The organism is Amycolatopsis sp., from assembly GCF_035276945.1.
GTDB lineage: Bacteria > Actinomycetota > Actinomycetes > Mycobacteriales > Pseudonocardiaceae > Amycolatopsis_E.
The window spans coordinates 14,272-40,044 of sequence record NZ_DATELF010000029.1 but is presented as its reverse complement, the minus strand read 5'-3'; the positions used below and the strand labels follow the sequence as shown (position 1 = coordinate 40,044).

The window sequence follows — 25,773 nt, the reverse complement described above, 5'->3', positions numbered from 1 at the left end:
GGACACCGGTTTTGGCGAAATTTCGCCAACGTCGCCTCTGACCCGCACGGGCGTTCGCCAGCGTCGAGCGGTGTAGTTTCCGCTGGTCAAGCACTTGTCCGGCGCTGTGCGCCTCGGATGATGACGTCATGAGCACCAGACGCCACCAGCCGCCGCCACAGCGGCCCCACGAACAGTTGATCAGTGCGCTCGTGCCCGACTTCGCCGAGCGTCAGACCGAACCGGTACGTCTGCCGGACCTGCCTGCACACCGCTCGGCTGAACCTGCCGAGACCGACATGGTGGTCGGGATGGCGCGCGTCGACCGGACCGGTCGTGTGCGTGAGCGGTCGGTGTTCGATGCCCTGGGCTGGCGACCGGCCCAGCGACTCCGGCTGGAGATCCGCGGCGAGGTGATCGTGCTGGTCGCCGACCCGGCTGGTCGCCATCGCGTCGATAAGCGGGGTGCCGTCACTTTGCCGGCAGCCGCACGCCAGATGTGCGGCATCGAGCGCGGCCCTGCGCTTGTCCTTACCGGCATCCGTTGCAACCAAACCCTTCTCGTGCACACCGCCGAGATCCTGACCCGGCTGCTGGCCGACTTTCATCACGAGATTCTCGGAGGATCACGATGACGTCCCCGCATGCGGCCACGGTCGCCGTCGCGCGACAGCTTCTGGCCCAGCTCGGTGTGAGCCTGGCCGATCTCCGCGCTCACGACGACACCACGGCAGCGGGGCTGCCCACCCTGCGCGGATACCTCCACCATGTCCGTGGGGCAGCCGGGCCCGGCGCGAACCGTACCTACGCCACCTACTGGGACCGGATGCTCGCCCGCTGGGGCGACCGTCGGCTGGACGAGATCACCGCCACCGACATCGAAGCCCTGCGCCACGACATGGCCAGCACCGCGGTGTCCCGGCGCAACAACAGGCACGGCCGCCACGCGGGTGAACACGTCATCGCGGCTGCCCGCGCCATCTACACGCGAGCCATCGCCGACGGCCTGATGGCGCCGTCTGCCAGCCCCGCGCACCGCGTAGCGAAACCCCGCAGACTGCCCAGCCACCGCCGCGCACTCACCCCCGACGAACTTGACCACATCAACGCCGCCGCCCGCACCAGCGGTAACGACGTCATCCTCGACGCACTACTCCTGCGCCTGCACACCGAAACCGCCTGCCGACGCGGCGGCGCACTCGCGTTGCGGGTCGTAGACCTTGACACCGACCACTGCCTCGTCCGCCTCATCGAGAAAGGTCTCAAGCTCCGCTGGCAACCCATCAGCCCGGACCTCGCCACCAGCCTCGCCGACCACGCGGCCGCCCGTCACGCCACCACACCTATCGAGCCGCTGCTGCGTTATCGCGACGGCCGCGCGTTGACCAGCCGCCGCTACGACCACCTCTGGCACCGCATCGGCCAACAGCTCCCCTGGGTGGCCAACCAGGGCATCTCCACCCACTGGCTACGACACACCACCCTCACCTGGGTCGAACGCCACTTCGGCTACGGCATCGCCCGCGCCTACGCCGGCCACACCGACACCACCGGCGCAGCCACCACCACCTACATCAAAGCCGACCTCCACGCCGTCGCCACCGCCCTCACCGCCATGACCGGCCAACCCCACCCGCTCGCCAACCAACACCGATAGGCGGCCCTCGAGGCACGTTGCCGAGGACCAGGTGTCTGTCAGCCTGCCTCGGCACCGGTCAATCCACAACGGACGATCTTGGCGGTCACCACTACCGCCGGGGTCCGACAGCCGGCGAACTGGCGCGTATGACACGCGAACGTTTCGGCGGCAGGGAACCGATCGACCGGATGCGGGTCGCGCCGGTGTTCCCTGGCCGGAGAACGGGAGCCGCCGCTGCACCTGGTAATGGGGCGCGACGCGGTAGAGTACATGGCACCGGTGACCCGGGAGACCGCCGAGGAAGACCAGCGATGGGTGGAGATCGGCCGCTCCGTCGACTTCGGCTGACCGGCGCTTCGCCCACCAGGCCGAGCGCTGGGTTGTAGTGCATGCAGATCGGGAAACTGGGCCGGGAGTTCGCCCCGAACCCGGACATCGGCGACGACGAGCGCGACCGAGTACTGGCGAGTGCCGCCCTCGGCCCTGACTGTCGGTCGGCGGTCGCTGGGGAACGGAGGTCGCCGACCTTACGCACGAGCCAGATGACGATCACCAGCACGACCAGGAGTGCGGCCAGCGCTGCTAAGAATCTCCTCAGTCGAGCACCCCTGGGTGAGGCTTCCGTGTTGTCTTGCTGGGGAATGGTGCCGACCGCGCGCGACTCGGATCGTCACCTGTGTCGACGACCGGCGAGCCGCCCAGCAGGACGTTCAGAATCACATCGTTTTCTTGGTAGACGGCCCTACTGCGGTCGGCCAGCGCGGCAACCAGCTCGGGTGAAGTCTCGTCGGGGAGCTTCCTGAGTGGTACCGAAGACGGGGCAGCGCTCGCTTTGGTGACCGTGACGTGGTCCATCGCCAGCACCCTTGCCCCGTAGAGTTCCCTCACCTGGGCGGCGATGATCAGACCGTCACGATCGACGTCTCCCGCGTAGTTCAAGCTCACTCCGCAGTCGATCGCGTGCTGCAGGAACGCATGGTCGACCGCTCGCAGGTGTCCGCTCGTGCAGGCGATCGGGCAGGTGAACCCCACAGCCAACGCCGCTTCGATGACTGACGGATTCTCGACGACCAAGATAGCGGCGTCCGCCAGTGTCGGCGGGTTGACGGTAAGGTCGAACAGCGTAAGCGGCACCGGACCGCCTCCCAGCCGAAGCCGTTCGTCGACGACGCTGGTACCCGACGCTCGCAGGTTCAGCACCACGACCGACGACGACAGCCGATCCGCGAGCACCCCGGATCGCGCCAGAAGCGCCCTGACCGCGTCCGGCCGGTACGTGATCGGTTCCCCGGCCCGTTCGGCGACTGCTTCGACCAGGCGCCGTCCGATGAGTTCGTCCAGGTCGAAGCCGTGGGGATCGCCGGTGCAGTCATGAGCCAGTTTCGCCAGCGTCATCGGCGGAGTGTCCTGTAGGCGGAGCCGGTCGATCTTCGCCACGGCTGCCGCAAGGTACCGCGACTCAGTCCGGACCAAGTCGATGTCGGTGTCCGCGACGCCGGCGGCGCGGATCCGCCGCGCGAGCAGCGGCACGGCGGCCAGGGTGCTCTCCACCTCGGTCCAAAGCGTCGCACGTGCGGCCGCACTCGCGGCTCGTCCGGCGGTGCGGTTCACCACGGGTTCGCCTGTCGCCAGCTCGGCTATCGCCGAGAGGTCTTCGGCGGCGACGCCGAACTCGGCTAGCAGCTCCCGCAGGGGCACCTTGGCAACGCCGCCGTTCAGCGAGATCGCCGACTTCCCGCGGCGCCGCCGCGTGCTGGTGTCGAGCCAGCTGCGCAGCAGCGCGACACCGCCTGCGGACAGCCCGGTGACCGAAACCGTGGCGAGCTCGGCGGGCTCGTCCACTTGACACAGTCGCTGGTGGACCGCCTGCCACAGCGGAGCGAGATCCGCGTCGTTAGCCAGGGCGCGTGCGTTAGCCGGGAGCTCGGCGGGTGTCATGGCCGGACCGCGGTACTACCGATGCGGTCTGCGACTAGGACCGGCTGCCCGGAGCCGGTCCAGAGCCAGGGCGTTGACACCCCCACCGCACCTGACTGGGTGACCTGCGCGATCATCACCCGGCCCGACTCGGCCTTCAGCAGTGCGCTCATCTCCGGTGCGGTGGAGAGGACGTCGAAGTTCCATTCGCGCAGCAGAGCCAGGAGCTTCCGCACGTTCTGCGGGTCGAACGCGGCGTTCATCTCGTCCACGAACAACAACCGCGGGCCTGCGTAGCCCGGGGCCTCGTACATGGACCACGCCGCCGCCAGCAGCGGCAGCATCGTCGCGAGGCGCATTTCGCCGGTGCTGAACGAGGCGAGCGGGTTCGACCGGGGAGTCAAGGAACGGAACGCCTCCGCCTTGCCGTCGCCGAACGAAGCGTGGGTGACCTTGATAACCCACTCGTGCCACACACGGTAGTCGAAAGTGTGCGCGACGCGCGCTTCCCACGTCTCGCCGGTCGCGTCCTCGAGCCGTTGCCGCAGCACCTCGTACATCTGCTCGAACGTCTCGTCAGAGGGCAGTGCCTTGACCAGCTCGATCATGCGTTTCGCGTCGGGGTCGTCCTTAACCTTCCAATCGACCTCGACGCCGACCCGCGCGACTCCAGTGCGCACGTCCTCGAGGGTGGCGCGGATCTGCCGGACGAGGTCTTCCGCGGCGGTTCGGCGCGTGGCGATTTCCCGGCGCAACGCGGTGAACATGCTGGTCTTGAGGGTGGACTTGACGTCGTCGCGGAGGTCGTTCTCCAATTGTTCCGCAGTCTGGCGCAAGGTCAGGACCGTCGTGTGCAAGTCTTCCCCGCCGAGGGCGTCCGGCGCGGCGACGACCGCGCGACGCCAGTCGGTACCGGGAATCGTCTGCACCGTCACCTGCCGGTCGAACCGGGTCAGCGCCGCGCTGACCTTCCTCGCTTCGTTTTCCAGCCGCAGGCGGCGGTTCTCGAGCAGCTTGGTGAGCTCCTCGCGGTTGTGCCCGCGCGGTTCCGCGGCCAGCAAGGCGGAACCCCAGGAAAGCGCCGCCGTGAGGTTCGTCGGCCGCCCGACCGCGTCGACGGCGATGTCCTCGGCCACGGGCACGACCGATTCGTCGACCAGCCGGTACATCCGGTCGAGGCAGCGCTCACGCCGGGTCTCGGCCTGTCCACGCTGCGGTGCGATGCTTTCCAAGGTGCTCTTCGCGCCCGCCGCCGCGACCTCGGCCCGGGTGATCCTGTCCTTGATCTCGTCGACTTCCTTCAGCGCCGCCTCATGGGCCTGCGCCATCTGTTCGAGAGCTTGCCGGAGTTCTTCGTAAGCCGCGCCGTAGAGCTCGCGCAGCCGTTCCACTTCTGCCTGCGCGCTCACCGCGGCCGCCCGCGCCGTCACCGCTTCGCTTTTCGTCTTGCGGCTCCGCCGGCGTTGGTCGGCCGCGGTCGCCGAGGTGCGCCGGGCGTGGGTACGCAGCTGCTTTGTCCGGTCGACGACCGCTTTCCACGACCGGACTTGGATGGCCAAGTGGGACAATTCGTCCGTGAATGCGTCCAGCGCTTGGCGTTCGGCGGGTAGTGACCGGCCGTCGCCGAGATCCACCGCCTCGTTCAGCACCTTCAGGGCTTTCCGGGTTTCCAGTCGAGTGTGCTCGAGCTGTTCGACAAGACGCACAACGTGGCTCTGGGCGTTGTGCAGCCGGTTCGTGGCTTCGTCTTCATCGTCCCGCGCGGCGCCGAGCGCGGTGAGCGACGGAAACCCGGCACGTTGCTTGTCCGCCCTCGCCTGTTCGCGGACCGCGCTCTGCCATGTGGCCGTGGCTTGTTCAGCGGCTTCGGCGCACTGAGCCAGGTGCACCGCAGCGGCCTCCGCGGCTTCGGACGCCGATTCGGCCTTCGCGACCGCGGCGGTGAGCTCGGTGCGGATACCGCTCAGCACTCGGTTTCGAGCAGCCTCGTTCTCCCGCAGCCGGTCCAGCACCGCTCGCCGCGTCGAATCCGCCTTCGCGAGGCGTTCCGTGGCATCGCTGTCAGCTCTTCCGGCGCTCCGCTGGGAGGTCTGTGCTTGCGCGCGTGCCTGCCGCCACGGCTGCGACGACGGCAGGCTGTCCCGTTCACCGACCGCTTCTGCGAGCACGGCCTGCTGGTCCGCAACGTCGAGTTCCGCTGCCTCACGGCGTTGCGTCAACTCGGCGTGCTGGGCTTCGAGCCGGGCGACGCGTTCGGCCCGCGCTCGTTCCCGCGCGGTCGCACCGATGTGGCCGGTGACGTATCCCGCGGGCGCGGCGGCGGCCAGAACGCCGGTCCGCACGGTCGTGACGTCGGCACCCATCTCGTCGAGTGAGATGCTCCGCAGCAGGCTGTTCAGCTGGTCGGCGTCGACGGGGGACTCCGGCTCCGGAACCAGGACGTCGGCCAGGGTCCGACCGGTCGACTGTTGCCGTCCGGACAGGACGGTGTCACCCACCCGTGCCCGACCGTCCGGTGTGACGACGGCATCCAGCAGCCCCGAAACCAGGAGCGCACCCTCGCACGCATTCCGCCGGTCCGCGTCGACGCCCGCCCGGAAATCGACCAACGTCCACAGTGGATGGCCGTCGACGCGGGTGCGCCAGACCGGGGCCGGTGGTGGTGCGGGTTTCTTCCGCGCCTGCTCGAGTTCGGCGGCGACGGCGCTCAGCTCTTCGTCCAGTCCAGTCACGGCGGCCTTAGCCTTGGCGATCTGCTCGTCGATCCGGCGGACTGCGACTTGAGCCGCGTTGCCTACCGCAGTCCGCAGGGCTTGGTCGTCGTATCCCACGAGCACTTCGAGGGCTTCCTCGGAGATCTGCACCGGCAAAGCGGTCCGTGTCAGCCGTTCGTCGGTCCGGCCGGTACGCAGCTCGGCGTGCAACTGCTTGATCGCAGCGATCGCCGGCAGGGAACCGGCGAGCGAGGTCCGGTCGAGGTGCTGGAGCGCCGATCGCCATTGTTCGACGCTGTCGTGCCAGCCGAGAAGCTCGTCCAAGGCGGACTCGGTCGAGTCAAGCTGCGTGACAAAGTGCTCGTGACGGTACAGCCAAGCGGCTTCGGCCTCCCGAGCGTGGTCCGTCTCGGCTTCCCGGGCGCTTTCGGCGTCGTGTGCCGCGGCCACCTCGGACTCATGCAGGTGCGCCGCTTCCCGCGTTCGCTGCTTCTCGACCTCAGCCGCGGTGCGGTCCGCGGACGAGCGCGCAGCCGCCGCATCCTGGGCCGCTTGGTTCTTCACGCTCTCGGCGGCGAACTTGCGCGTCTCGTGCCCGGTCGCGTCGAGCTGTTGCCTGATCGACGCGGCCTGCTGATCGACCCAGCTCGTGAGCCGGTCTGGGGCAACCCGGCCGTCAACCGGGTCCGGATCGAACAACGCGTCGGGCACCGGCGGGAAGTGCGTCGCCGACTTCTGCCAGGCGACGACGGCGGTTTCGAGACGTCGTTCGGCGTCTTCCCGCGAAGCCGAGCACTCGTTCAGCGCGTCCCGGTGGCCGTCCACCTCCTCCTCCGCCTTGCGGTGCTGCTCGGCGGTGGCGACCGCGATGCCGTTGGCCGTGTCGACTCCGGTCAATGCCGTCGCGACCGTTTTGACCTTCTCCTGTCGGTGTTCCGTCCAAGCCAACGGAGTCTCGGCGAGGGTTTCGGCCGCGACGTCGACCTCGGGGGTCTCCGGATCCAGCTGGCCGGCTTTCGCCAGCTCGGCAGCGGCGCCGGCCAGGTTCGTCACCGGGCCGTCCCCCTGGATCTTCGCGGCGGTCGCGGTGAGCTCCTGCGTGATCTTCGTCAGGCTCTGCTGGGCTTCGATCGCGTCCCGTGCTGCCGCTGCGGCGCCGTCCACGGCTGTCGCGGCATCGACGGCCGCCTGACCCGCGCGCTCTTCCGCGGCGTCGGCGACCTCAGCCAAGCGACCGGCTCGCTCTTCCTTGTACGGAAGCTCGGCGCCGGCGTGGTCGCGGACCGCGGTTTCCGCGGCGCGGCGGTCGCCCTCGCGACGCTGCAGGTTGCGGTTCGCCTCTTTGAGCGCGGACTGTGCCTGCTCGATCTCGGTGTTCGCCTCCTCGAGGTTCTTCTCGGCCGCGCGTTCCGACCGCGTGAGGTTGTCGAACTCGGTGTTGGCCGAGCGCAGGGCCGCGGCCACGGTCAGCGCGACCGCCTGCCGGTAGAGCTCGTAGACGCGGTCGGTGTCGGCGAGCTTCTTCGCTTGTTCCCTGGTGTCGGCGAGCTGGGTTTCCAGCGTCGCGATGCGCTGCATCGCCGACGCGATCTCGCTCAACCGCGTCTGGTCGAGCGCCGGCAGCGCGCCGGTGAGCACGGTGAGCATGTCCTTGGCCGAGATCTTCTCCGCGGTCCGGACACTGCGGAGGGTCCGGAGGACGCTCAGCAGGGCGTCGTACTGGATCTCGTCGAGCGGCGCGAAGATTCGCGTCCGCACCGCCGTCCGGTAGTCGGCCTCGGCGCCGACGGTGCTCAGGTGCGCGGCCGCCTTGGGCTTGAGCCGCGGCGCGTCGGTGAACAGCTCGCCGGCGTGGGCGGCGAGCTGCTCGGCCAAATTGTCGATCCCGGCCGGGTTGCGGTCGACGTGCAGGGTGAACTGGTGCCCGACCCGGCCGGGGACGAGGAAGAACGCGCGCAGCAAGGCTTGGCCGGACGAGCGCAGCCACAGCCCGGTCGTCAGGTACTCGGTCTGGCCTGTCGCCGGGTCGGTCCGGCCGTACTCGAGCCACCAGACCCCGGTCTTGTCCTCACGGTCGCGGTTGTCGGTGTGCCGGCTCAGCAGCGTGCCGGCGGCTCGCCCGGACACGCTCAGTGCCGTTTGGGAGGTGTCGCCGTCGAGCAGGACAGTGACCAGCTGCGATGCGGTGAGGGATTTGCCCGAACCGTTGCGGCCGATGAACGCGAGCCAGCCGTCGGCGAAGTGGAACTCCTCGTCGGCCCACTTCCAGCTGTTGAGGACGCCGGCGCGGGTCGGCTGCCACCGCCCGGTCGCGGCCGGCGCGCCGTGGTCGGTCTGCGGTGCGGTGGGCATCAGAGGGTTCCTTCCGGATCGTCGAAGAGCGTGGGCGTCTTGGTTCTCTGCTCGCTGTTCGCTCCGGGGGCGGTGTGGAGCCTGACTCGCCACATCCGTACTGCTGGAGTGGGCCGCCATCGCGGCTCCGGAACGTCTTCGGCCGGCTCGGCCACGAGGAAGCCCGCGTCGACGAGCCCGTTCGCCGCCGCTTTGGCCAGCGCGCGGAGCTGCCCACCGTAAGCCGCCGCCCAACGCGGCAGGTTCTCCCGGATCTGTTCGAACAACGTGACGATCTCCTCGATCGCCACGACGCGCTCGCGTCCGTCGATCGTCGGTTCGCGGGTGCTCAGGTGCCTGAGAAGAGCAAGCGCGGCCTGACGTTCATTGCGCCTGCCGTGCGGGAAGCCGAGCGCGCTGCCCAGTCCGGAGGGGTCGCTGACCTGCCACCAGTCACGGCGCACGGTGGCCACCAGGCCGAGCGCGTGCAGCACCGTGAGCGCGCGGTTGCGGCCGGTGGATGACTGCAGGTAGTCGTCGGCCACCGGGTCGGCGCCGGGGTCGTCCACGAGCCGTCGCATCGCCCGAAACCGGCGCCGGGTGGTCTCGCTCCGCACCGCGCGGCGAATTTCGGGACCCTCCGTGAGATCGGGTTCTGCCTGTTCGTCGGGGAGTTCGTCGTCTTCCGTGATCCGGTCGGTGGCCAAGACTTGGGCGTGCCGGTGTGGCGGCAGCTGCGCCAGGTTGAGCAGTGACGGCGAAAGCGAGGAGAACTTCGCGGTCAGCCGATCCCGTGACGCGGACACCACCGCGTCACCACCGTCACCGGCCGCCTGGTCGAGCGACCGGTCGACGGCGATGGTCCCGTCGGCCTGCAGCAGCCGGAGCGCGTCGACGAGGCTGTGCCGGTTCCGGTGTGCCTCCTGCTTGCTCACGCCGTCACCGGGGACGACGGGAAACCGGGGGAGCAGGCTGTTCTCGCTGTCGGCCGCGCAGACCTGCGCCACCGACTGCAGCAGGTCGTTCAAGGTCATCCGGGGACGTCGCCACAGTTGTTCACAGGCGAGGGCCGACAGCAGCAGAACCAGGCGCGACGCCGGTACCGGGTCCTGTCCCTCTCGGCGGATTCGCAGGCCGCGTGCGCTCGGGACGTCCTCCCGGCGCTTGTGCAACCGGATCATGTCCGCTGCCTCGAGCACTTCCAGCGTCCAGCCGAGTTCGGTGTGGAAGAACCTTGTGAGCTCGACGCGCCCGCGGGTCGCGTTCCGATACAGCTCCGGCTCTTGCTCGGCAAGCAGCCTGCCCTTCGCGATCAGGACCCGCGCGCTGTCGGCGAGATCTGGGTGGAGCAGGGTGTCGTGCCTCATGCGACCTTCCTCGGCCGGCCGGTGGCCGGCGGTTCGGGGCTCGGCATCGCCGCCCCGGACGGGAGCACGGTGACGAGCAGACGCGGTCCGGTCAGGTCGCCTTCGGCCAGCGGCACGGTGACCTGCTCGCCGCGGCCGGCCAGCCGCACACTGACCAGCACCCCGGCCTCGTCGGCTTCGGCCTGTCCGACTCCCGTCGCCGGCTCCACCATGTCCAAAGCGAGTTGGATCGCGTCGAAGAGCACTGCAGCTGTCTCACCATCGAGCCCTGCGAAGTGCTCGAGCTCCACCTCTCCTGGGGTCAGCAGGGCCGCGGCACAGCGCCGCCGGTGCTCGGCCTGGGCGGCGGCCTCCGCCAGGGCCGCTTGCCGCTCTGCGCCGGCATCCACCACCTTGCGCGGGCGGCCGCCCGCCGGGCCGTGCCGCTCGTGTTCGCGCAGCGTCAGATCCACACCGAACGGCACCCGGCCCGCAGCGGCGCTGGTGGCGTGCTCGACGTCCTCCTCGGCCGGGCCGGACGCGACGTGCCACGCGGGCCAATCCCCGAAGGCCGCCGCGTACACCTGCCGGGCCGAATCGTCGTCCGGCTGCCGGTGCAGCGACTGGGCGAGCAGGCGGAAGTCCACCGCGAGATCCGAGCCGCGCAACCGCGCGTTGTAGCGACGGTCGACTGCGTTGAGCAGCGTGTTTACCGCGCCGTACGCCGATTCGACCAGCCGGTGCACACTGCCGCCGGGTACGAACCAAGCCTCCAGGGCGGAGAGCAGGGCGACCCGGTCGGTCACCCAGTGCTGTTGCGCGGCCGGATCGAGCAGCCCGGCGTGCGTCACGGCGCACTGCACGACGTGCTGGTGGCCGACCTGCCGCAGGGCGGCGAGCGCGGACCCGACTCGCACGAACGCCCGATCGTACTCGCGGGCGAACTGCCTCAGCGCTTCCACGACCCGGTCACGGTTGCCGTCGAAAACGTCGTCCTTCGTCACGTCCGACTGGACAAGCTGACCGAGCGCGTCGTAGAAGTCGGCCGTGACCCGCTGCAGTTCCGCGATGCGGGTCTCGACGTTGCCCAGATCGGCATCGAGCAGGCCGTGCTCATCGGTTTTCCCGACGTGCCCGAGCAACGTCCGGATCGTGTCTTCGACGCTGTCGAGCAGCCGGCTCGGTAGCTGGAGCGCACGATCGGCCGACAGGACCGCCTTGCGTACGGCCGCGACGATCGCACGGCCGCGACGGGTCAGCGCCCAGGCCTCCTGCCGGCTGATGACACCGTGGAGGTTCCGCAGCGGAGCGGCGAAGTCGCGGAACGGCGCCGCGAACTCCCACGCGGCGAGCTGGTCCAGCAGGTTACGCAACTCGATATCGGTGAGCGGGTCGTGGAATCCGACCGCGCGCAGCCTTTCCCCGATCTCGCCAAGCGTGGACCGGGGGCCCCGGGTACTCAGTTCTTCGAGCGCGGCCAGCAACGCGGCATACCGCTCGCGAACCAAGTCCTTCGACTGTGAGAACGCCGCCCAGTCACTGGCGACGACCTGCCGCCACCAGTGCTGTGGCTGGTCCGGCGAAGCGTTCAAGATGGTCACAGGGCCTCCCTGCCTGGACAGTCGTTGCGGACGCTCCGGAAGTAACAGCGCCAGTATGGGACTGCCCACCGACAAGAACGGGGCGTCGAAGGCCGGAGATCCCGCCGGTGAGGTCTCGGCGCGGTGGGCAAGTGTCCGGAGTTCGGCGGCTTACTGCTGGTACGAGCGTCACGTTCGGCCGAAAGGGTGGTCTTGCACGGATCGCGGCGAACTCGACCGCGGTGGAACCAAGACCGCGGCTTGCCGAATCAATTCGACAGGATCGGCGACGCGTTGGAGGGGGAACCAGGACCAATGCAGTGGACTAAAGAAGTCATCTGGTGGGGCGACATCTCTGTCTTGAACGGCCGCGGGTGAATATGTTTTCTGGGAAGCGTTGCTCATGAGGAACATCTCCTTTTCGCTCTTCTGCTAGCGCTGGAAGGCATCCATTTCGGTGTCAGTTGTGTGTGAGTGTGGACTCCGAATGACGAAGCTTCTGCCCTGGCGACGTGATCGATGGGATAGGTGACCGACGAGCAGGTGCTGGTCTCCGCGACTCGGCTCATGACCGCCTATCGCCTCTTTCCCTCGAACTCCGTGGGCGGATTACTCGCCGTGAAGGTGGTCGACGGCGAAGGCGCACACACGGCCGAGCGACTGGTCGTAAAATCAGTGCCAACGGACCATCCGGTAGCCGCCCCGTTAGTCAGAGCCGCCTCAAACCGATCTGGAGAACACGCGCCAAGCCGCCGCTATGACTGGCTCGGCCTCCCACAAGCCGTCTTGTGATCGCTCGACGAGCACGTCGAGGTTGCGCAGGACGTTCATTGTCGCGGCACCTCCGTGTCCGTCGAAGAGGTCTAGGAGATCGTCGGCCGTGAGCGCCTCGTCGTAGTTCACGAACTCGCCGAATGCATCGGCGCAGGCGGGCACCGTAGTCAAGCCAACCGCGTCTACAAGTTCGGCTGCGCCTTCTGGTCGGGCGAGCTGTTGGCGGATCGTCTCACACACCCGCCGGGCGCTTCGTGCCTCTCCCTTCGCAAGCTGCGCGGCTTGGTTCAGCAAGCTCGTCCAGCCCCCGGTGATCTGGAGCAGTTCACCCTGGCTGGCTGAGTCGCTGAAGGACGTCGTCAGGTTGTCCGCTCCGAACCAGGCGCGGAGCCCGTCCGCCGAAACGCGGCGCAGCGGGACGACGAGGTCGGCGAGATCGGTCCGCTCGGAGCCACAGACCGAGGAGAACATCTCGTTCGCGTCGGTGCTGACCAGCGCGATCACCGTGCGCGTCACTCCTGCCGCAGGCAGGAGCTCGAGCGCTTGATCGACGGCCGCCCAGGCGCTTCCGACCTTCATCCCGCCGAGATCGCAGAACACGACACGATGCAGGTTGCCGGGCTTGCCACCGCGAAGTTCGCGGCGATAACTGTCAGGAGATGCCGGCTTCTCTAGCGTAAACCGCGCTCCGATTCGGTCGTTCTCCTCCTGGAGCATCTGTTGAACATGCCCAATACCACTGGCTCGGCTGCCCATCACTAACCGGAGGCGATTGTGACGTTCGATAAGGGTAGCGAACTGCTTCTCGGTCAGCGGAGCGGCCAGGCCGTCCGCGACAGTCCGGCGAGCATCTTCAGCCGCGAGTCTGGTCGGTGCCCGCCATTCCGAGCTGAACAGCTCGTCCTCAATGGCCTGCGCAGAGCCCAGCAGACGCAAAACGTTGCTGGATCGCAGCCGCCAGCCACCGTCCGCCGCGGCGAGCACGCCCAGTCCGCTCATCTCTTCCAGGAGCGACCGGAACTCGTCGGCTCCCTGTCCGGTGAAGCCGGCAGGCCACCAGGAGACACAGTCATCCCGCAGCACACCGGTCGTGACGGTCCGGTCGGCGCCATGCTCGAGCGCAGCCAAGGCGACCACGAGGGCGATCAGCTTGTAGCGTGAGTCGAGGTTCAGGGTCAGGTGGACGGCTTCCCGGACCTTCTGCCGGACCGTGTCGGACCCGATGACCCGCTCGAGCTCGTCGTCGTTGATCACGTAGCGCGGGTTGTCCTCACGCCGCTCGTGCGCCTCTCGCACGAGCGCTTCCCCGACGAGCTGCAGGAGCTTGGGTTGGTAGTTGCAGTACGCCAAGACACGATGGATGAGCTCGTCCGACGAGAACGAGATGCCCAAAGTTTCCATCGGCGAGAACATGAGCTGGTACGCGGGTTCCGGGGCTAGCGGACCGATCGCCAACGCGTCACCGAAGTGCGCGGAAGCGAGCGGCTGATTCGGCAGCTGGGCAAACCGCTGCACCTGGTGCAGGCCGGCGAAAACCGGCTTGAACCGACGTTCGGTCGAGTTCATTAGGTCACGCAGGCGCGTGGTCGTGGCGAAACCGGTCGTGGCGTCAGCGTCGAAGAACTGGTCGCTTTCGTCGAGCAATAGCACTAACCGTCGTTGCGGGTCCTTGGCAAGCCAAGTCTTCACGATGGACTCGGCGTGCTTGGCCGCATCTCGTCCTCGCTGTTTCGGGGCGGTGACCCCCCGCTCAGCCAGCCCGGCGACGATCATGTCCCAGAGCGCATCAGGCTTCCGAGTCACACCGAAGCCAGGCAGTGAGAGATACACCGCGACGTTTTCCGGTATGACCTCGAACCGGCGGGCCGCGGCCTGCAGCACAGCAGACTTACCGAGCTGCCGCCCGCCGTACAGCAGGTTGGCCCCGTGCCGTTCGAGGATGGCAGATCGCTCCGCTTGCCGGCCTTTGAACATCTCGCTCGGGACATTGCCCGTCGCGTGCGGGTGGTACGGGTTGGTCGTCGCGAAGGGCAGGAGGATACGTTCCGTGGCCGCGAACCGACCCCCGCCGTAGGCTGCGAGGTAGGCCAGTGCCATGTCATCGAGCATGATGACCGGCTTCTCCGGCCGGCCTGCGGTTACCTTGCTCAACGCCCGCCGCTGGCTCGCCGCAAGCGTCCCGAAGACGGCCACCAGGACGGGTGCGTCGCTCGAGTCTTGGGCCACCCAGGCGAAAAGGGTCCGGACGTCTGGTGCGTTCCAGCACAGCATGAGCCGCAGCTGATCGCCGGCGAGCGAACCGAACGCCGGAATCAACGCGTCGCCGACCCGTTTCACGCCGCTGAGCTCGACCCAGCGCCGGTTCGGCCCGTCAGACAGCCCTGCCGGGCGCTCGGCTGTGAACTCGATACCGGCCAACCGTAGCGCCTGGGCAAGCGCGAACGGAAACGCTCGGTGCCGCCGGTCGGCAACAAGATCCAGCCATGCCTGCAGTCCTTCGGCCGCTGCGGCGCGTTCCGCCGGGGACAGCGGGCCGAAGTCCAGGCAGTCCGCAAGGATGGCGCCATCTTCGGCGGCCTTCAACGCATCGCGCACCACCGTGGTGGGAAGGGTTTCGAGTGCTTTGAGGAACCGGGGCAGGTCAGTGGATTCCAGTGCGCTCGGGGGCTCCTCACCGGCGAGCGCGACGAGCAGGTACTCCTCCGCGGTCGCGAGGTCTCCGGCGTCGATCCGGGCACGAATACCAGCCGCGGCGTTCTCTGGGACGCGCTGCCCGGCCTTGTTCAGTTCAGAGGTCACCCGCTCCCAAAGTTCATCTTTGGCCTTCGCTGCGTAGTCGGGCAGCCGGCTATCGATATCGCCGAGGAGCCGGCGTACCTGGTCCAGGTCATCACGGTCGGGCCGTGCGGCTTCGAGCTGTGCCAGCACCTCGGACCGCGCCGATTCCAGGAGCTGGCCCAACCGGGCCGCCCTCTGGACCCGGCCTTCGATTTCTGTGGCCAGCACGCGCACCTCGGCCCGTGATCGGGCCACTGCCTGCTCGAGCCGGTCGAGTAGCGGGGTCATGTCGCGACCAGCCTCCTCGGAGATCGCGTCGACGATCGTCCGGGCGGCCACGAAGTCCTCGATCGCCAGTCGCTCGTCGAACGCGGTCTCCCATTCGGTGCGGTCGGCTAGGCGGATGTCGTCGAGTGTCATCGGCCTGGCAGGGGCGAGGTCGGCGCTGAGCCGAAGCGGGGCACAGCGCAGGAGGTCACGGTTCAGCACCACGCGCGGGTCGGGCTCCGCGCCCTTCAGGCTTTCGCCGTCGAGCATCTCGATGCTCTGTTGGAGTAGGGCCAGGCAGGCGGTAGCCGCTGCCGCCAGCACCGGGGCGCCGCTCTCGTGATGGAGGGCATCGAGCTCGCCCGCCGCCGCTTCACGTTCCTCAAGCACCCGGGAGCGCAGCTCGGCTACCTGGGCGGATACTGGGTGGGTCCTGCGGGCCGTGCTGGCTTCTGCTCGCACGGCGTCGACCCACACCCGCACGAGATCGAGCGACTCGGTGGCCTGCTCGATGATCCGGCGGCGGGAGGCTCCTTCGAGCGGCCGCCAACCGGGGCTGCGCCGACTGTCGTCGACGCTTTTGAGCTCGGCGATGAGATCCTGGCGCCTGCCAAGCCTGCGCAATGTTCGGGCTGCGGTTTCGATGTCTTCCCGCCGGTCTGCCGCGGCGATGGCCACCGCACGCCCGATCAGCCCGGTCGGTGCCCACCATATCTCCGCGATCTGGCTAGCCCGCTGGAACCGCAGGTTCCTGCTTCGATCGCGGTCGGCGGCCGCTGCCTCGGCTGCGGCCGCGATGTCGTTGTCGGCGGTCGCGATCGGTGCCAGCTCCGCCAGCATGGCTTGGCTGTAGAGCAGCCCGCGCGCGGAGGCCTTGCCGATTGCCGAGGTCAGCGCGGTTAGGCGGGGTTGCCGCTCGAAATGCGCGCTCAGCCCGTCGGCCAGTTCCCCGGCATGGGGATCCGCCATCACGAGCGCAGCGCGTACGGCCGCCATCAGCAAGGCCAGCTGGGCGGGTTGGTGGCTGTCGAAGTGGTGCAGGTCGAGATTTTCGAGTGAGTCCCGCAGTTCCTTGGCAGTGGCACCCGATTCGGTTCGGACGGCCGTCGCCAAGGCGAGTAGCCGGATCGCTTCGGCGAGCTGATCGTCGCCGGAGATGGCCGCGGCGTGGTGGGTCAGGGCGAGTTTGCCGGCCCCCAGCAATGTCGCGGTCAGTTGCCGACCCTCGGTGTCGTCGTCTGGTTGGTCAGCAGGAGGCGATACGTCGGGAGTGACCACCTGCTCGGCGTGAGGCGCCACCGCGAGCGGTGCAGGCTGTGGCTCAGGTGTGGGCGACGGCTCCGTCACGGTCATGCCGTGCGGTTCCGGCCGGTCGTCCGAGCGGAAGCCGAGCCGGCCCAGCAGAGCGATAACGAGCAGTGGCTGACCTTCGTCGGGCAGTGCTGCCTGTGCGGTCTGGTGAAGTTCGACCGCCAGACCGGCTTCACCCTCGGCCGTGGCGTCGATCAGGCGGATTAACGCGGTCAAGCCCTCGGCCCGGCTTCGCTGAGCGTCGTCCCAGCTCCCGCTGCCGAGCAGCTCACTCGCAGCGCGGCGGACCCCTGCAATCGTCTCCTCGTACTCCGACGGGCCCTCCAGGCGCGCGAGCCGTTCGAGTTCAGGGTGTTCGACCGGTCGGCTTGCCGGCACTGCAGCGTCTTCCAGCCCCGCGGCCAGCGCGAGACAGTCCCCGGATTCCGGCTCCGCGCCCGCGGCTTCGAGGAGTGCCCGTGCCGACTCGGCCAGTGGTCCGAGCGCCCCGATCGTCGCGAGGTCTTCCGGCGCCGCGGTCCGAGAATCCGCGAGGTTCGTGGAAACCCTGACTGCCGCTCTCTGGGCCTCCGCGAGGGTTTCCCGGAGCTGCTCGGCAGTTTTGACGAACTCATCCGTCTCGGGTGCCGCATCGGGATGAATCGTCAACGTGGCGCTTTCGCTCAAGGCCTCGAGCTTGTGACAGGCGTCGACAACCGTGTCGATGACCTCACTCGGCCAGCTGCGCAAGGCAAGCTTGCTGCGTAGGGCGATCCGCAGTGCGGCAACCGAGGCGGATCCTCGCTGCCAGTCTGCGAAGACCGTCAGCCGGACAGCGCTTGCTTGGGCCGGATCGTCGGTCAGCGCCTGCCGTAAGCCGTTGTCGTTGTGGCTCTCGTGCCATTTGGTCAAGGCTGGGGCGAGCGCTCGGCGCACCGGTGACACGAGGAGTTGCAGAGCACGTGTGCGCTTCTCCTGCGGCCAGGCCCGAAGGCGGGCGAGCCCGTCGCGTGCCGCCATCGGTGTCGGCCGTTTCGCGGGCGGGACACGCAGGTCGCGCAGGAAGTTCGTGCGGCTGGGGTTCGGCAGCCGCCAGACCAGCCGGGAGAACTCCTCCGCCGTCACGAGGTCAAGGGCGGTTTCGACGACGTCGCCCAGCCGATCCAGCGCCCCGGCCAACTCGACTTGGGCGCGTTGGCGCGCGGCCTTGCCCGGATCGGTTTCCACCGCCGCTTGAGCCAGCAGCTCTGTGGTGCCGAACGGTCCGCTGAAGTCCGTGTCATGACGGTGACGCCTGTGCGGAGCGGCCATGGCCGATCACCCTCCTCTTCGAGGTTTCCAGTGCGGATTCAGTCCGAAGTGCCGTCGAGCCAGACCGCGGCCGGCTCGTCGCCGCGGCGGTGTCCTCGGACGAAGGTGAAACCGGGTGGTAGTTCCACGGATGCCTGAGGTCCTCGAAGTCCGCGGATGTACTTCGCGTAGTTTGTCTTCGCCTGCTCGCTGGCGCGGAACCCGTCTGGTAGCTGTCGCATGCCAGGCGGCACCCAGTGTTCCTTGACTCGGCCACTCAGCCGGCCCGGTCGTTGTGCCTGGTCGGCGACGCGGGGTGCTTCGGCACTGTCGGGCCACCACACGAAGGTGTCCGCTGCCGAACCACCCTCGACCGCTTCACGGGTCAGCTTGCCCGCATGCACGAGATCTTCACACGTGTGGATCACCTGCCAAAGCAAGACCGGGTTGGCCGGTTCCGGTCCGAAGAGGGCGGTCGTCAGCTGTGGACCGGTGAGCTGCCGGGCGCCGAACGGTCCCGCCTCGCCGTGTCTGCGGAGTGCGTTGACGATGAACTTCCCCAGCGGGTCCAGCCCGCGACCCGGTGGGACATCCCGGGCAGCCGCCGGTGCAGGGGTGATCGCCTCGGCCAGACCGAGAGCGGCAGCGAGAAGCTTTTCGTCGGTGGCCCAACGGTAATCCTCGCCGTAAGGCAGAGGCTCGTCGAGGAGTTGCGTCGAGAGCGCTACGCGGCGGGCTCCACGCGTGGCGGCGACAGTGACCTTGATACCGGGATAAAAGCCGAACGGCCAGGTGATCCCGGTAAGCCGGTTGTCCGTCAGGACGGTGTGTTGGACGCGCGTCGTCTCGTCCAACGGTTCTCCGTCGTGGAACAGGTCGATGATCATGTTTTTGTGTGGGAGGAGCTCCGTTGTGTAAGAGGGCAGAGGGAGCACGCCGTTGTCGATGTGGGTGGCGCGGAGCGCGACTGTGAAGACGGTGAGTGTGTTGTCGAGGTGCTCTGGGACCACGTCGTCCTGGAGCACCTCGTCGTCCCGGGTGGGGTGCGGCGCGGTACGCCACACACCCCCTGCCTGCCAGAGATCATCAATCCTCACCTCGAAGCCGTTGAGCCGGACGGCTTCGCTGTTGATCGCGAGATTGGCGTGCACTACAGCTTCGACCGCGCCGGCGAAGGTGAGCGAGTCTGGCACGTTGTCGCGGCGTGCTCTCGCTTCAAGCATTGGCCAGACGCCGGCGTAGCGGGGCTGGTCCGCCGGCCGGGTGGCGATCCTGACCAGTTCGCCCAGGTCGTTTCCGCCGAGCACGTCGTGCGAGGCGAGGCGTTCAGTGAGCCGATCGGCGGGGGTCGCGTACCGGCCCCAGCGGCGCAGGATCGCCGACCGCGCAAGGATCCTGTCAATTGTGGTCAGGGCTGCTTCCAGGGCCGCGGCGAGTGCGCCGTCATCGTGGGGATCGGTCAGCAGGCCGCCCAGCGGGCCGCTGAGCAGCAATGGCTTTGCGCTGGTCAGCAGCCAGTCCGCGTACCGGCCGGTCTCATGCTGTCGCGTCGCCGCCGAGACTGTGCCGAGCAGATGGCCTCGCGCGTCGAGGACCGTACCGCGGCGGCGCTGCCGATCGAGCTCCGCCCGGTCCCGGTGGTTCAGGCCAGTGCCGAACGCCTCGAAGTCAAGGATGGCACGGGCTTCCCCGGCATGCGCTGGGTCGCTCCACCCGGATACGCCCGGGAGCTCGGGTGGGACCCAGCCGTCGACGTCGACACCGTGATGGGCCCCGAACTGCCCGACCACCTCAGCCCACAGGGTGTACCCGCCTCGTTCGACGCGGACGAACATGCCCACCTCGGGAACCGTCTCCGTCTCGGCGTCGAGGCGGAAGAACAGCTCCGGATCGAGCAGCTCTCCGCGGTAGCCCGAGCCGTCCGGGCCGAAGCCGAAATGCACGGCGTTGAACGCCGTCGCGACGTGCAGCGGAGCCCGGCGCGCCAGGGCCACCTGTTCCAGGTAAGCGAGGATCCGTTCGTGAGGCGCGTTCGGTTTGACCAGGAGCTCCGCGGTGAACAGCGGGTCGTCACGGAACGGCCGCCAGATCTCGGTCGCGCTCGCTGTCATGTCGCCACCTCCGCGGCTTGCCCGGCCGTGGTCCGCTCACGGCGTTCGTCTGCTTCTGCATACCTGCGCAGCCGCCAATGTCCGTCGTCCGTCCGGACGACCTGCTCCGCGGCAGTGAGCCGGTCGAGCGCGGCACGCACGTCGTCGATCCGGGCGCCCGGATCGCAACCGCGAAGGCGGTGGTACAGCAGCCTCGGCCATAGCGGGCGTTGCCTTCCCGTCGACGCATCCGGGAAGGTCTCGTCGCCGCGGAGCACCCGATTGATCATCACGTCTGTCAGCCCGCGGTAGTTGTCCCACAGGAGGCTGCGGACATTGCGATCCGTCACCGTCCGGTACGGCATGCCGTCCCGCCGGACCGAAGGCCGCGGGCGTGGCGTGGTGAACGCGCGGAGCAGGTCCGGCAGCGGGGCTCGTTCCGCGTTGTGTTGCCAGCAGGTTGAGCAACGGCAAGCCGACGTAGTGCAGGTATCCTCGGGCAGGGCGTGCTCCGACATGCCGAAGTACCCGGCCATGCCGGCATTGGCGCAGGCGTGGTCTTCGGTGTACCAGGCGCGAAGTTCCGCGAGCTCGCGGTTACGCCGGGCGCGGTGTCCAATGTTGTGGCCCACCACGTCTCCCGGCGCAGCCCGGGATGGCCGGACCGAGATCAGCGTCCGGTAGTTGCCGGCCTGGGACACGTCGAGGCAACCCCGGTCGTGGAGCGTCGAAAGGATCGCCCAAGTGCCGGCGACGTCACCGGCTGTCCGGTCGTATCGAGGCACCTCCCGCGCGAGTTTCTCGTGGAGTTCGGTCGTCTTATACCGGCCCGACCTCGCCGAAACGATCTGCTGCAGCCGCTGAGCAATCGCCGTCAGCTCGTCATCGGCCGGGTCGAGGGGTTCGTCGACGGGAGCCAGCACGACCGTCGCCGGGAAGTCGCCCCGGTCGTCGAGCATGCCGCTGTTCGCCAGGACGGCCACCGACCGGATGACGGCTGCCCGAAAGGCGTCCACTGTGGACGAATGCCGCGCTTCGGCGGACCGCAGGCGTCCCGCAGCGACCTCGGCTCGGAGGCAGCTGTCCGCGAGCTCGTCGGGATCCAGCACCCCGCTCCGTGACGCGGTTTCGAGCAGGAGCTTCCCGATCTGGCTCTCGGTGGCGGGCGACAGGCCCTGCGAGAGCATCCACTGCAGGGTGCGGAAGCCGCGACCGGTCCCGAGGGCCAGGCCGTAGGACGGCGCGCTGATCTCGGTGGCGGCCTTTCCGGCCTGGTCACGTCCGGCCCGACCGAGCTGCTGGTAGAGCGCGGCGAGGTCCGGCGGCGGCGACACGACGAACACACACCGGATGTCGACCCGGTTGACGCCGAGCCCGAACGCGCTGGTCGCCACGATGATCAGCGGAACGAAGCCGGGCTCGCCTTTGGCCGGTGCTTCGCGGAATTCGGTCAGCACCGCCGCCTTCTCCGCTTCGGACAGCCGGCCGTGAAAGCGCCGGACCTGCCGGATGCCGGCGTCCCCCAGGAACTGGCGGAGATGGGCGTGCAGAGCCTCGACCTCTTTCACGGTCAGGCAGTAGAAGATCGCGTGGTCGTCGCACGCGGTCGCGATCTCCTCGGCGAGCCCCGCGACCGTGGCAGGTCCGGCGTTGCGGATCGCCCGCCGGTAGAGCGCCAGCTCGGGACGTAGCGGGCTGGCGGTCACCATGACGAGCGACTCGACCCCATCAGGCTCCTCGGCCAGGCCGAAAAGTCCCGTCCGCAGGCCGGCGCAGACCCACCGGTTCGCGGTGGCCGTTACCGCAGTCACCCGCACCCGATGGTCGTTCCTGAGCTCGGTGATGAGCCGCTCGGCACGGCGGAAGCTGGGCCGGAAGTCGTCGCCCCACTGCACGAACGTGTGCGCCTCGTCCACCGCGATCCGGCGGAGGATGCCCTTCACCGCCGCTTCGCGCAGCAGCTCCTGGAACCGGCGGTTCGCCAACCGCTCCGGCGATACGTAAACGAGCCGGATGCCGTGGTCCGCGACGCCGGTCAGCTGTTCGGCGACCTCGGTCTTCCCGCGCCGGCTGTTCGACTCGGGCATCGGGCCGACCAGCGCGCGCACCGCCCCACCGACGGTGGCGTTCAGCTCGAGGGCTTGGTCCGCCATCAAGGCGACCAGCGGCGAGACGACGACGGTCACCCCGGAAAGCGCCAGTGCAGGCAGCTGGAAAGCGTACGACTTGCCGAAACCGGTCGGTAGCAGTGCCAGAACGTCGGCGTCCTCGGCGACTGCACGGATCACCGATTCCTGTTGTGCGCGCAGGCGAAACGGTTCTTCCGAGAAGCGAAGCAGGCCCGCGATCCGACTGCACCGCTCCACCAGCAGGTTGCCCAGTGTCCCGGTGGCCCGCGCGGCCGTTTCCTCCGATGGGCTGATCACCGCATCGAGGATTTCGCGAATGGCCGGCAGCAGGGTGTGAGTCCGCAGGGCATCCGGCTCGCACAGCTCGGCGGCTCGGTGCCGCGGGATGAGTCCGTTCTCGCCGAGGAAGTGCCAGATCGTCCGCCAGCCTTCGGCCATGGTCATCACGTTGCCGCCCGCGGGTTCACCGGTCATTTCGTCCGGGACCAGCAGTCCCGGATCGAGCGACTCGAGGAACACCCTGCGATAACTTCGGCGTTGCGCGGTGCGGCCTGCCAGCCGGCGGTCGCTGATCACCACGATGCCCCGGTGCTCGGTCGAGCGAACCAGCCTGCCGACTGCTTGCCGGAGATCCATCGCGGCCAGAGGCAAGTAGTAGGTCTCGTTCGCGGCACGCTCCGGATCGAGATCACCGGCGGCGGCGGCTCTGCGCGCCGCTGCCGCACGCCGGGCTGCGACGAGCGGGTCGGCGAAGGGAGCGAACGGCAGCTTATTGATCCACACAAGGGAAACCCGGTCGGCCGCGAAGTCCACGCCCTGCCACATCCCCCGCGTCGCGACGCAGAAGCCACCGGCTTCGCCGAACGCGCGAGCGGCGCGCGTGTTGCCCAGCAGCGGCGCCGCCGTGACCGGCGTTCCCGGCGCCCGCCTCCAGAGTTCACTGATCAGCCGCTCAGCGATGGCGGAGGCTGCCTTCTTCGCGGTCGTCAGGACCAGACCACCCCCGCGGAACGCTTCGCCTTCACGGCGGATGACCTCTTCCGCATAGCCGGCGAGCTGGTGTGCTGTCGTGCGCACTGCACCATCGGCTTGCTCACCCCAGCTCGGGAAGTCCGCCAGGCAGACCAGCCGGGCCTGACCGGCCAGATCGAACGGACCGGGCAGAGTGAACGCGTCGACATCCCCCTCAAGACCGAGCCGCGAGCGGATGTACGTCCAGCTGCCGGCCACCCGGAGCGTGGCGGAAATGTAGAAGACCCGGCCGAACCGCTGACGCACCTCGGCCCACGTCACCTCGCGGCTGAGCTCGATCGGGGCGGACACGACCGCGAACGCGTACCGGCGAGCCGAGACGCTGATCCCTTCGCTCTCCAATTCGGTGGCGTAGACGACGCGGTTGCCATCTTCGGGCGGTGAATCGTCTGGCATACCGTCCAAGATCTGCCGCGCGTCTTCGACGACCTTGCTCGCTGCGGCCGTGAGCACCTCGACACGCGCTGCGAGTGAGGCTGTGCGCTCATACTCCCACCAGGCATCGGGCCGGCTGGGAGCACCCAGATACCCGGTGAGTGCCCCGGCAACAGCGTTCGCCGAACGGGCCAGGCGATCGAGCCGGCTGAGCAGTTGCCGGGACGGGGCCTCTCCGCCGACCCCGCCGAAAGGGCTGGCCAAGGTGACGACGCGGTTGCCCACCGTGCCGCCGGACCGATCGAAGACGGCCTGGGCCGCTCGCGGCAGTGCCTCGGTATCCAGCAGGGACTCCAGGTCGGCGACGGTTTCCGTCAGCCGGTGGGGCACGTCGCGCCTGCGCGTGCACCAGCGGCGCAACTCGCCGGTGAGGTTCTCCACGGCGCGATAGTCGACCTCGGCGCTCGCCGCAGCGGTCGCGGCCTGCTCGAGCGAGTGGGCCTCGTCGATGACGAGCAGCGTCGAGCCCGAACCCACGTCCGGCTGGCTCAGGAGCAGCGCGTGGTTGGCGACAATGAGCTGACTCGCGGCGAACGCTTCACCTGCCGTCTCCGAGAGCGGGCCGAGGAGCGACGACGAACTGCGCCGGTAGTCGCCGGTTTCCTGGCTGAGGCCGATGAGCCAAAGTGCCAGCGGAACCCGGGCACCCGATTCGAAGTACTCGGAGATGAAGGCCGGGAGATCAGCCGGGTCGACGCTCCGGGACGACCACCTGTCGTCCAGCGTCTTCGCCTCGCCCAGGCGGCGGACCAGGTAGATCAGCAGCTCCCGGTAGCTCGGGTCGGTAGCGAACCGGGTGCGCTGCTCGGGCTGTGAGCTAGTGGCCGCGCTGGTGGCATCGGCCAGAGCGGTGACCAGTGCCCGCAGGGACAGTCTGTTCCGCTTGCCCTTGACCAGGGCGGCGACGTCCTCCAGCCCGGGCACCACCACGGCCAGCTTGGCGATGTCCCCGGCAAGCTGGGACTGGAGCTGCCTGGTGTGGGTCGAGAGCACGACCTGCCGACCCGGAGCAGCAGCGAGCCAGTCGAGACCGGTGGCGAGGACGGCAAGGCTCTTGCCGGTCCCCGTAGGAGCTTCACACAGAGCATCCCGGCCGGCGGTGACCTGAGCGGCCAGCCGGGCGGCCATCTCCTGCTGCGCGAGGCGGCGCTCCACCCGTCCGGAGGCAGCAGCCACGGCAAGGCGGTGCGGATCGACTCGTCCCTCGTCGTCGCACAGCTCAGCCGGCACGACCAGCCTGTTGCTCCGGCGGGCCGGCGCCCGCATCGGGATGAGGTTCGGCAGGATCTGCCCGACCTCGGCGTCGTCGTACTCCTGGATTTTCGAGCCGGTGTCGAGCAACGAAGCCATCAGGTCCCAGGCTGCAGTCCCGGCGCCCGCGCTCAACACCAAGGCACGCTCGGCCTCTGGCCACGCGGCCAAGGTCGAAGCCGCGCGTTGGAGCACACGAGCCGTCAGCAGAGCGTCGGCCTCGGCGTCGTGCCACTGCAGCCCAGAGCGGTCGACCCCGATCTCGGTGGCTAGCTCGGCCAGGCGATACGAACGGGCTGTCGGCCAGACGGCGTAGCCAAGGTACAGCGCGTCAACCCGTCGGTGACCGCCGAAGCCCTGAATGTCTGTGTCGGCGATCGCCTCATCAAGCAGGGGGAAGTCGGCCTGCGTGCCGTTGTAAGCGACCAGGGCGTCAGCGTCGGTACAGAACTGCCGCAGCGCTTCGAACGCTTCCGTCGGGCTGACTGCCTCGCTCTCGTAGGACGTGCGAGCGCGCTCCGACCTGATGTCCGCTTCCCAGCCCCCGTCCGGCAACCTTACCCAGGCCGTAAACCGCTCGCCCTCGCGAACCCAGTCCGAGTCGCTGGACAAGCGGGCGGCACCGATCTGATACACCCGGCGGTCGCCGTCTGGTTTCTCCGAGCTGGGACGCACCACAGATTCGAAGTTCACTATGACGGCACGCAAGAAACCAAGCCGTCTCTCGCTAGACAGTGCCACTTTCGGAACGGCCGAAAGTATTTCACCGTCAACCACTACCAATCCAGTTTGGATCGCCGACATGACAATCGTGCGCAGGCGCCGCAATGTCAGTAACGGCCAACGGTGCTGCACTTCCTTGAAGAGCACGCTTCCGTCGACCGGACCGATACGGGCGAGAATCTCGGCGACCTCCTCGGCCTGACTCGCT

9 protein-coding genes are annotated in these 25,773 nt (G+C 68.5%); 2 read left to right on the top strand and 7 right to left on the bottom strand.

What is annotated here, in order from left to right; translation table 11 throughout:
• Nucleotides 1-191 precede the first annotated feature (191 nt).
• Nucleotides 192-614, top strand: coding sequence for a hypothetical protein (locus VJT49_RS04115; RefSeq protein ID WP_324163323.1), 423 nt, complete (start codon nucleotides 192-194; stop codon nucleotides 612-614).
• Nucleotides 611-1,636: a site-specific integrase gene (locus VJT49_RS04110; RefSeq protein WP_324163322.1), complete on the top strand. Its 1,026-nt coding sequence runs from the start codon at nucleotides 611-613 to the stop codon at nucleotides 1,634-1,636. Before VJT49_RS04115 ends, VJT49_RS04110 begins: the two co-directional genes overlap by 4 nt.
• A 576-nt stretch (nucleotides 1,637-2,212) precedes the next feature.
• On the opposite strand, the gene VJT49_RS04105 is transcribed toward VJT49_RS04110, so the two are convergent.
• The 7 genes from VJT49_RS04105 to VJT49_RS04075 all read right to left on the bottom strand — a co-directional run bounded on the left by VJT49_RS04105 (nucleotide 2,213) and on the right by VJT49_RS04075 (nucleotide 25,520).
• Entirely contained in the window at nucleotides 2,213-3,556 is a 1,344-nt protein-coding gene (locus VJT49_RS04105) for a TIGR02679 domain-containing protein (RefSeq protein WP_324163321.1), read from the bottom strand.
• Nucleotides 3,553-8,601 (bottom strand): SbcC/MukB-like Walker B domain-containing protein, encoded by a 5,049-nt coding sequence (locus VJT49_RS04100; RefSeq protein ID WP_324163320.1) that lies wholly within the window; start codon nucleotides 8,599-8,601, stop codon nucleotides 3,553-3,555. The genes VJT49_RS04105 and VJT49_RS04100 overlap by 4 nt, the downstream gene beginning before the upstream one ends.
• Nucleotides 8,601-9,947: a DUF2398 family protein gene (locus VJT49_RS04095; protein ID WP_324163319.1), complete on the bottom strand. Its 1,347-nt coding sequence runs from the start codon at nucleotides 9,945-9,947 to the stop codon at nucleotides 8,601-8,603. The genes VJT49_RS04100 and VJT49_RS04095 overlap by 1 nt, the downstream gene beginning before the upstream one ends.
• Entirely contained in the window at nucleotides 9,944-11,527 is a 1,584-nt protein-coding gene (locus VJT49_RS04090; RefSeq protein ID WP_324163318.1) for a DUF2397 family protein, read from the bottom strand. The genes VJT49_RS04095 and VJT49_RS04090 overlap by 4 nt, the downstream gene beginning before the upstream one ends.
• A 699-nt stretch (nucleotides 11,528-12,226) precedes the next feature.
• Nucleotides 12,227-17,926, bottom strand: coding sequence for a hypothetical protein (locus VJT49_RS04085; RefSeq protein ID WP_324163317.1), 5,700 nt, complete (start codon nucleotides 17,924-17,926; stop codon nucleotides 12,227-12,229).
• A gap of 38 nt (nucleotides 17,927-17,964) precedes the next feature.
• Nucleotides 17,965-20,016: a hypothetical protein gene (locus tag VJT49_RS04080; protein WP_324163316.1), complete on the bottom strand. Its 2,052-nt coding sequence runs from the start codon at nucleotides 20,014-20,016 to the stop codon at nucleotides 17,965-17,967.
• Nucleotides 20,013-25,520 (bottom strand): DEAD/DEAH box helicase, encoded by a 5,508-nt coding sequence (locus VJT49_RS04075; protein ID WP_324163315.1) that lies wholly within the window; start codon nucleotides 25,518-25,520, stop codon nucleotides 20,013-20,015. The genes VJT49_RS04080 and VJT49_RS04075 overlap by 4 nt, the downstream gene beginning before the upstream one ends.
• Between the last annotated feature and the right edge of the window lie 253 nt (nucleotides 25,521-25,773).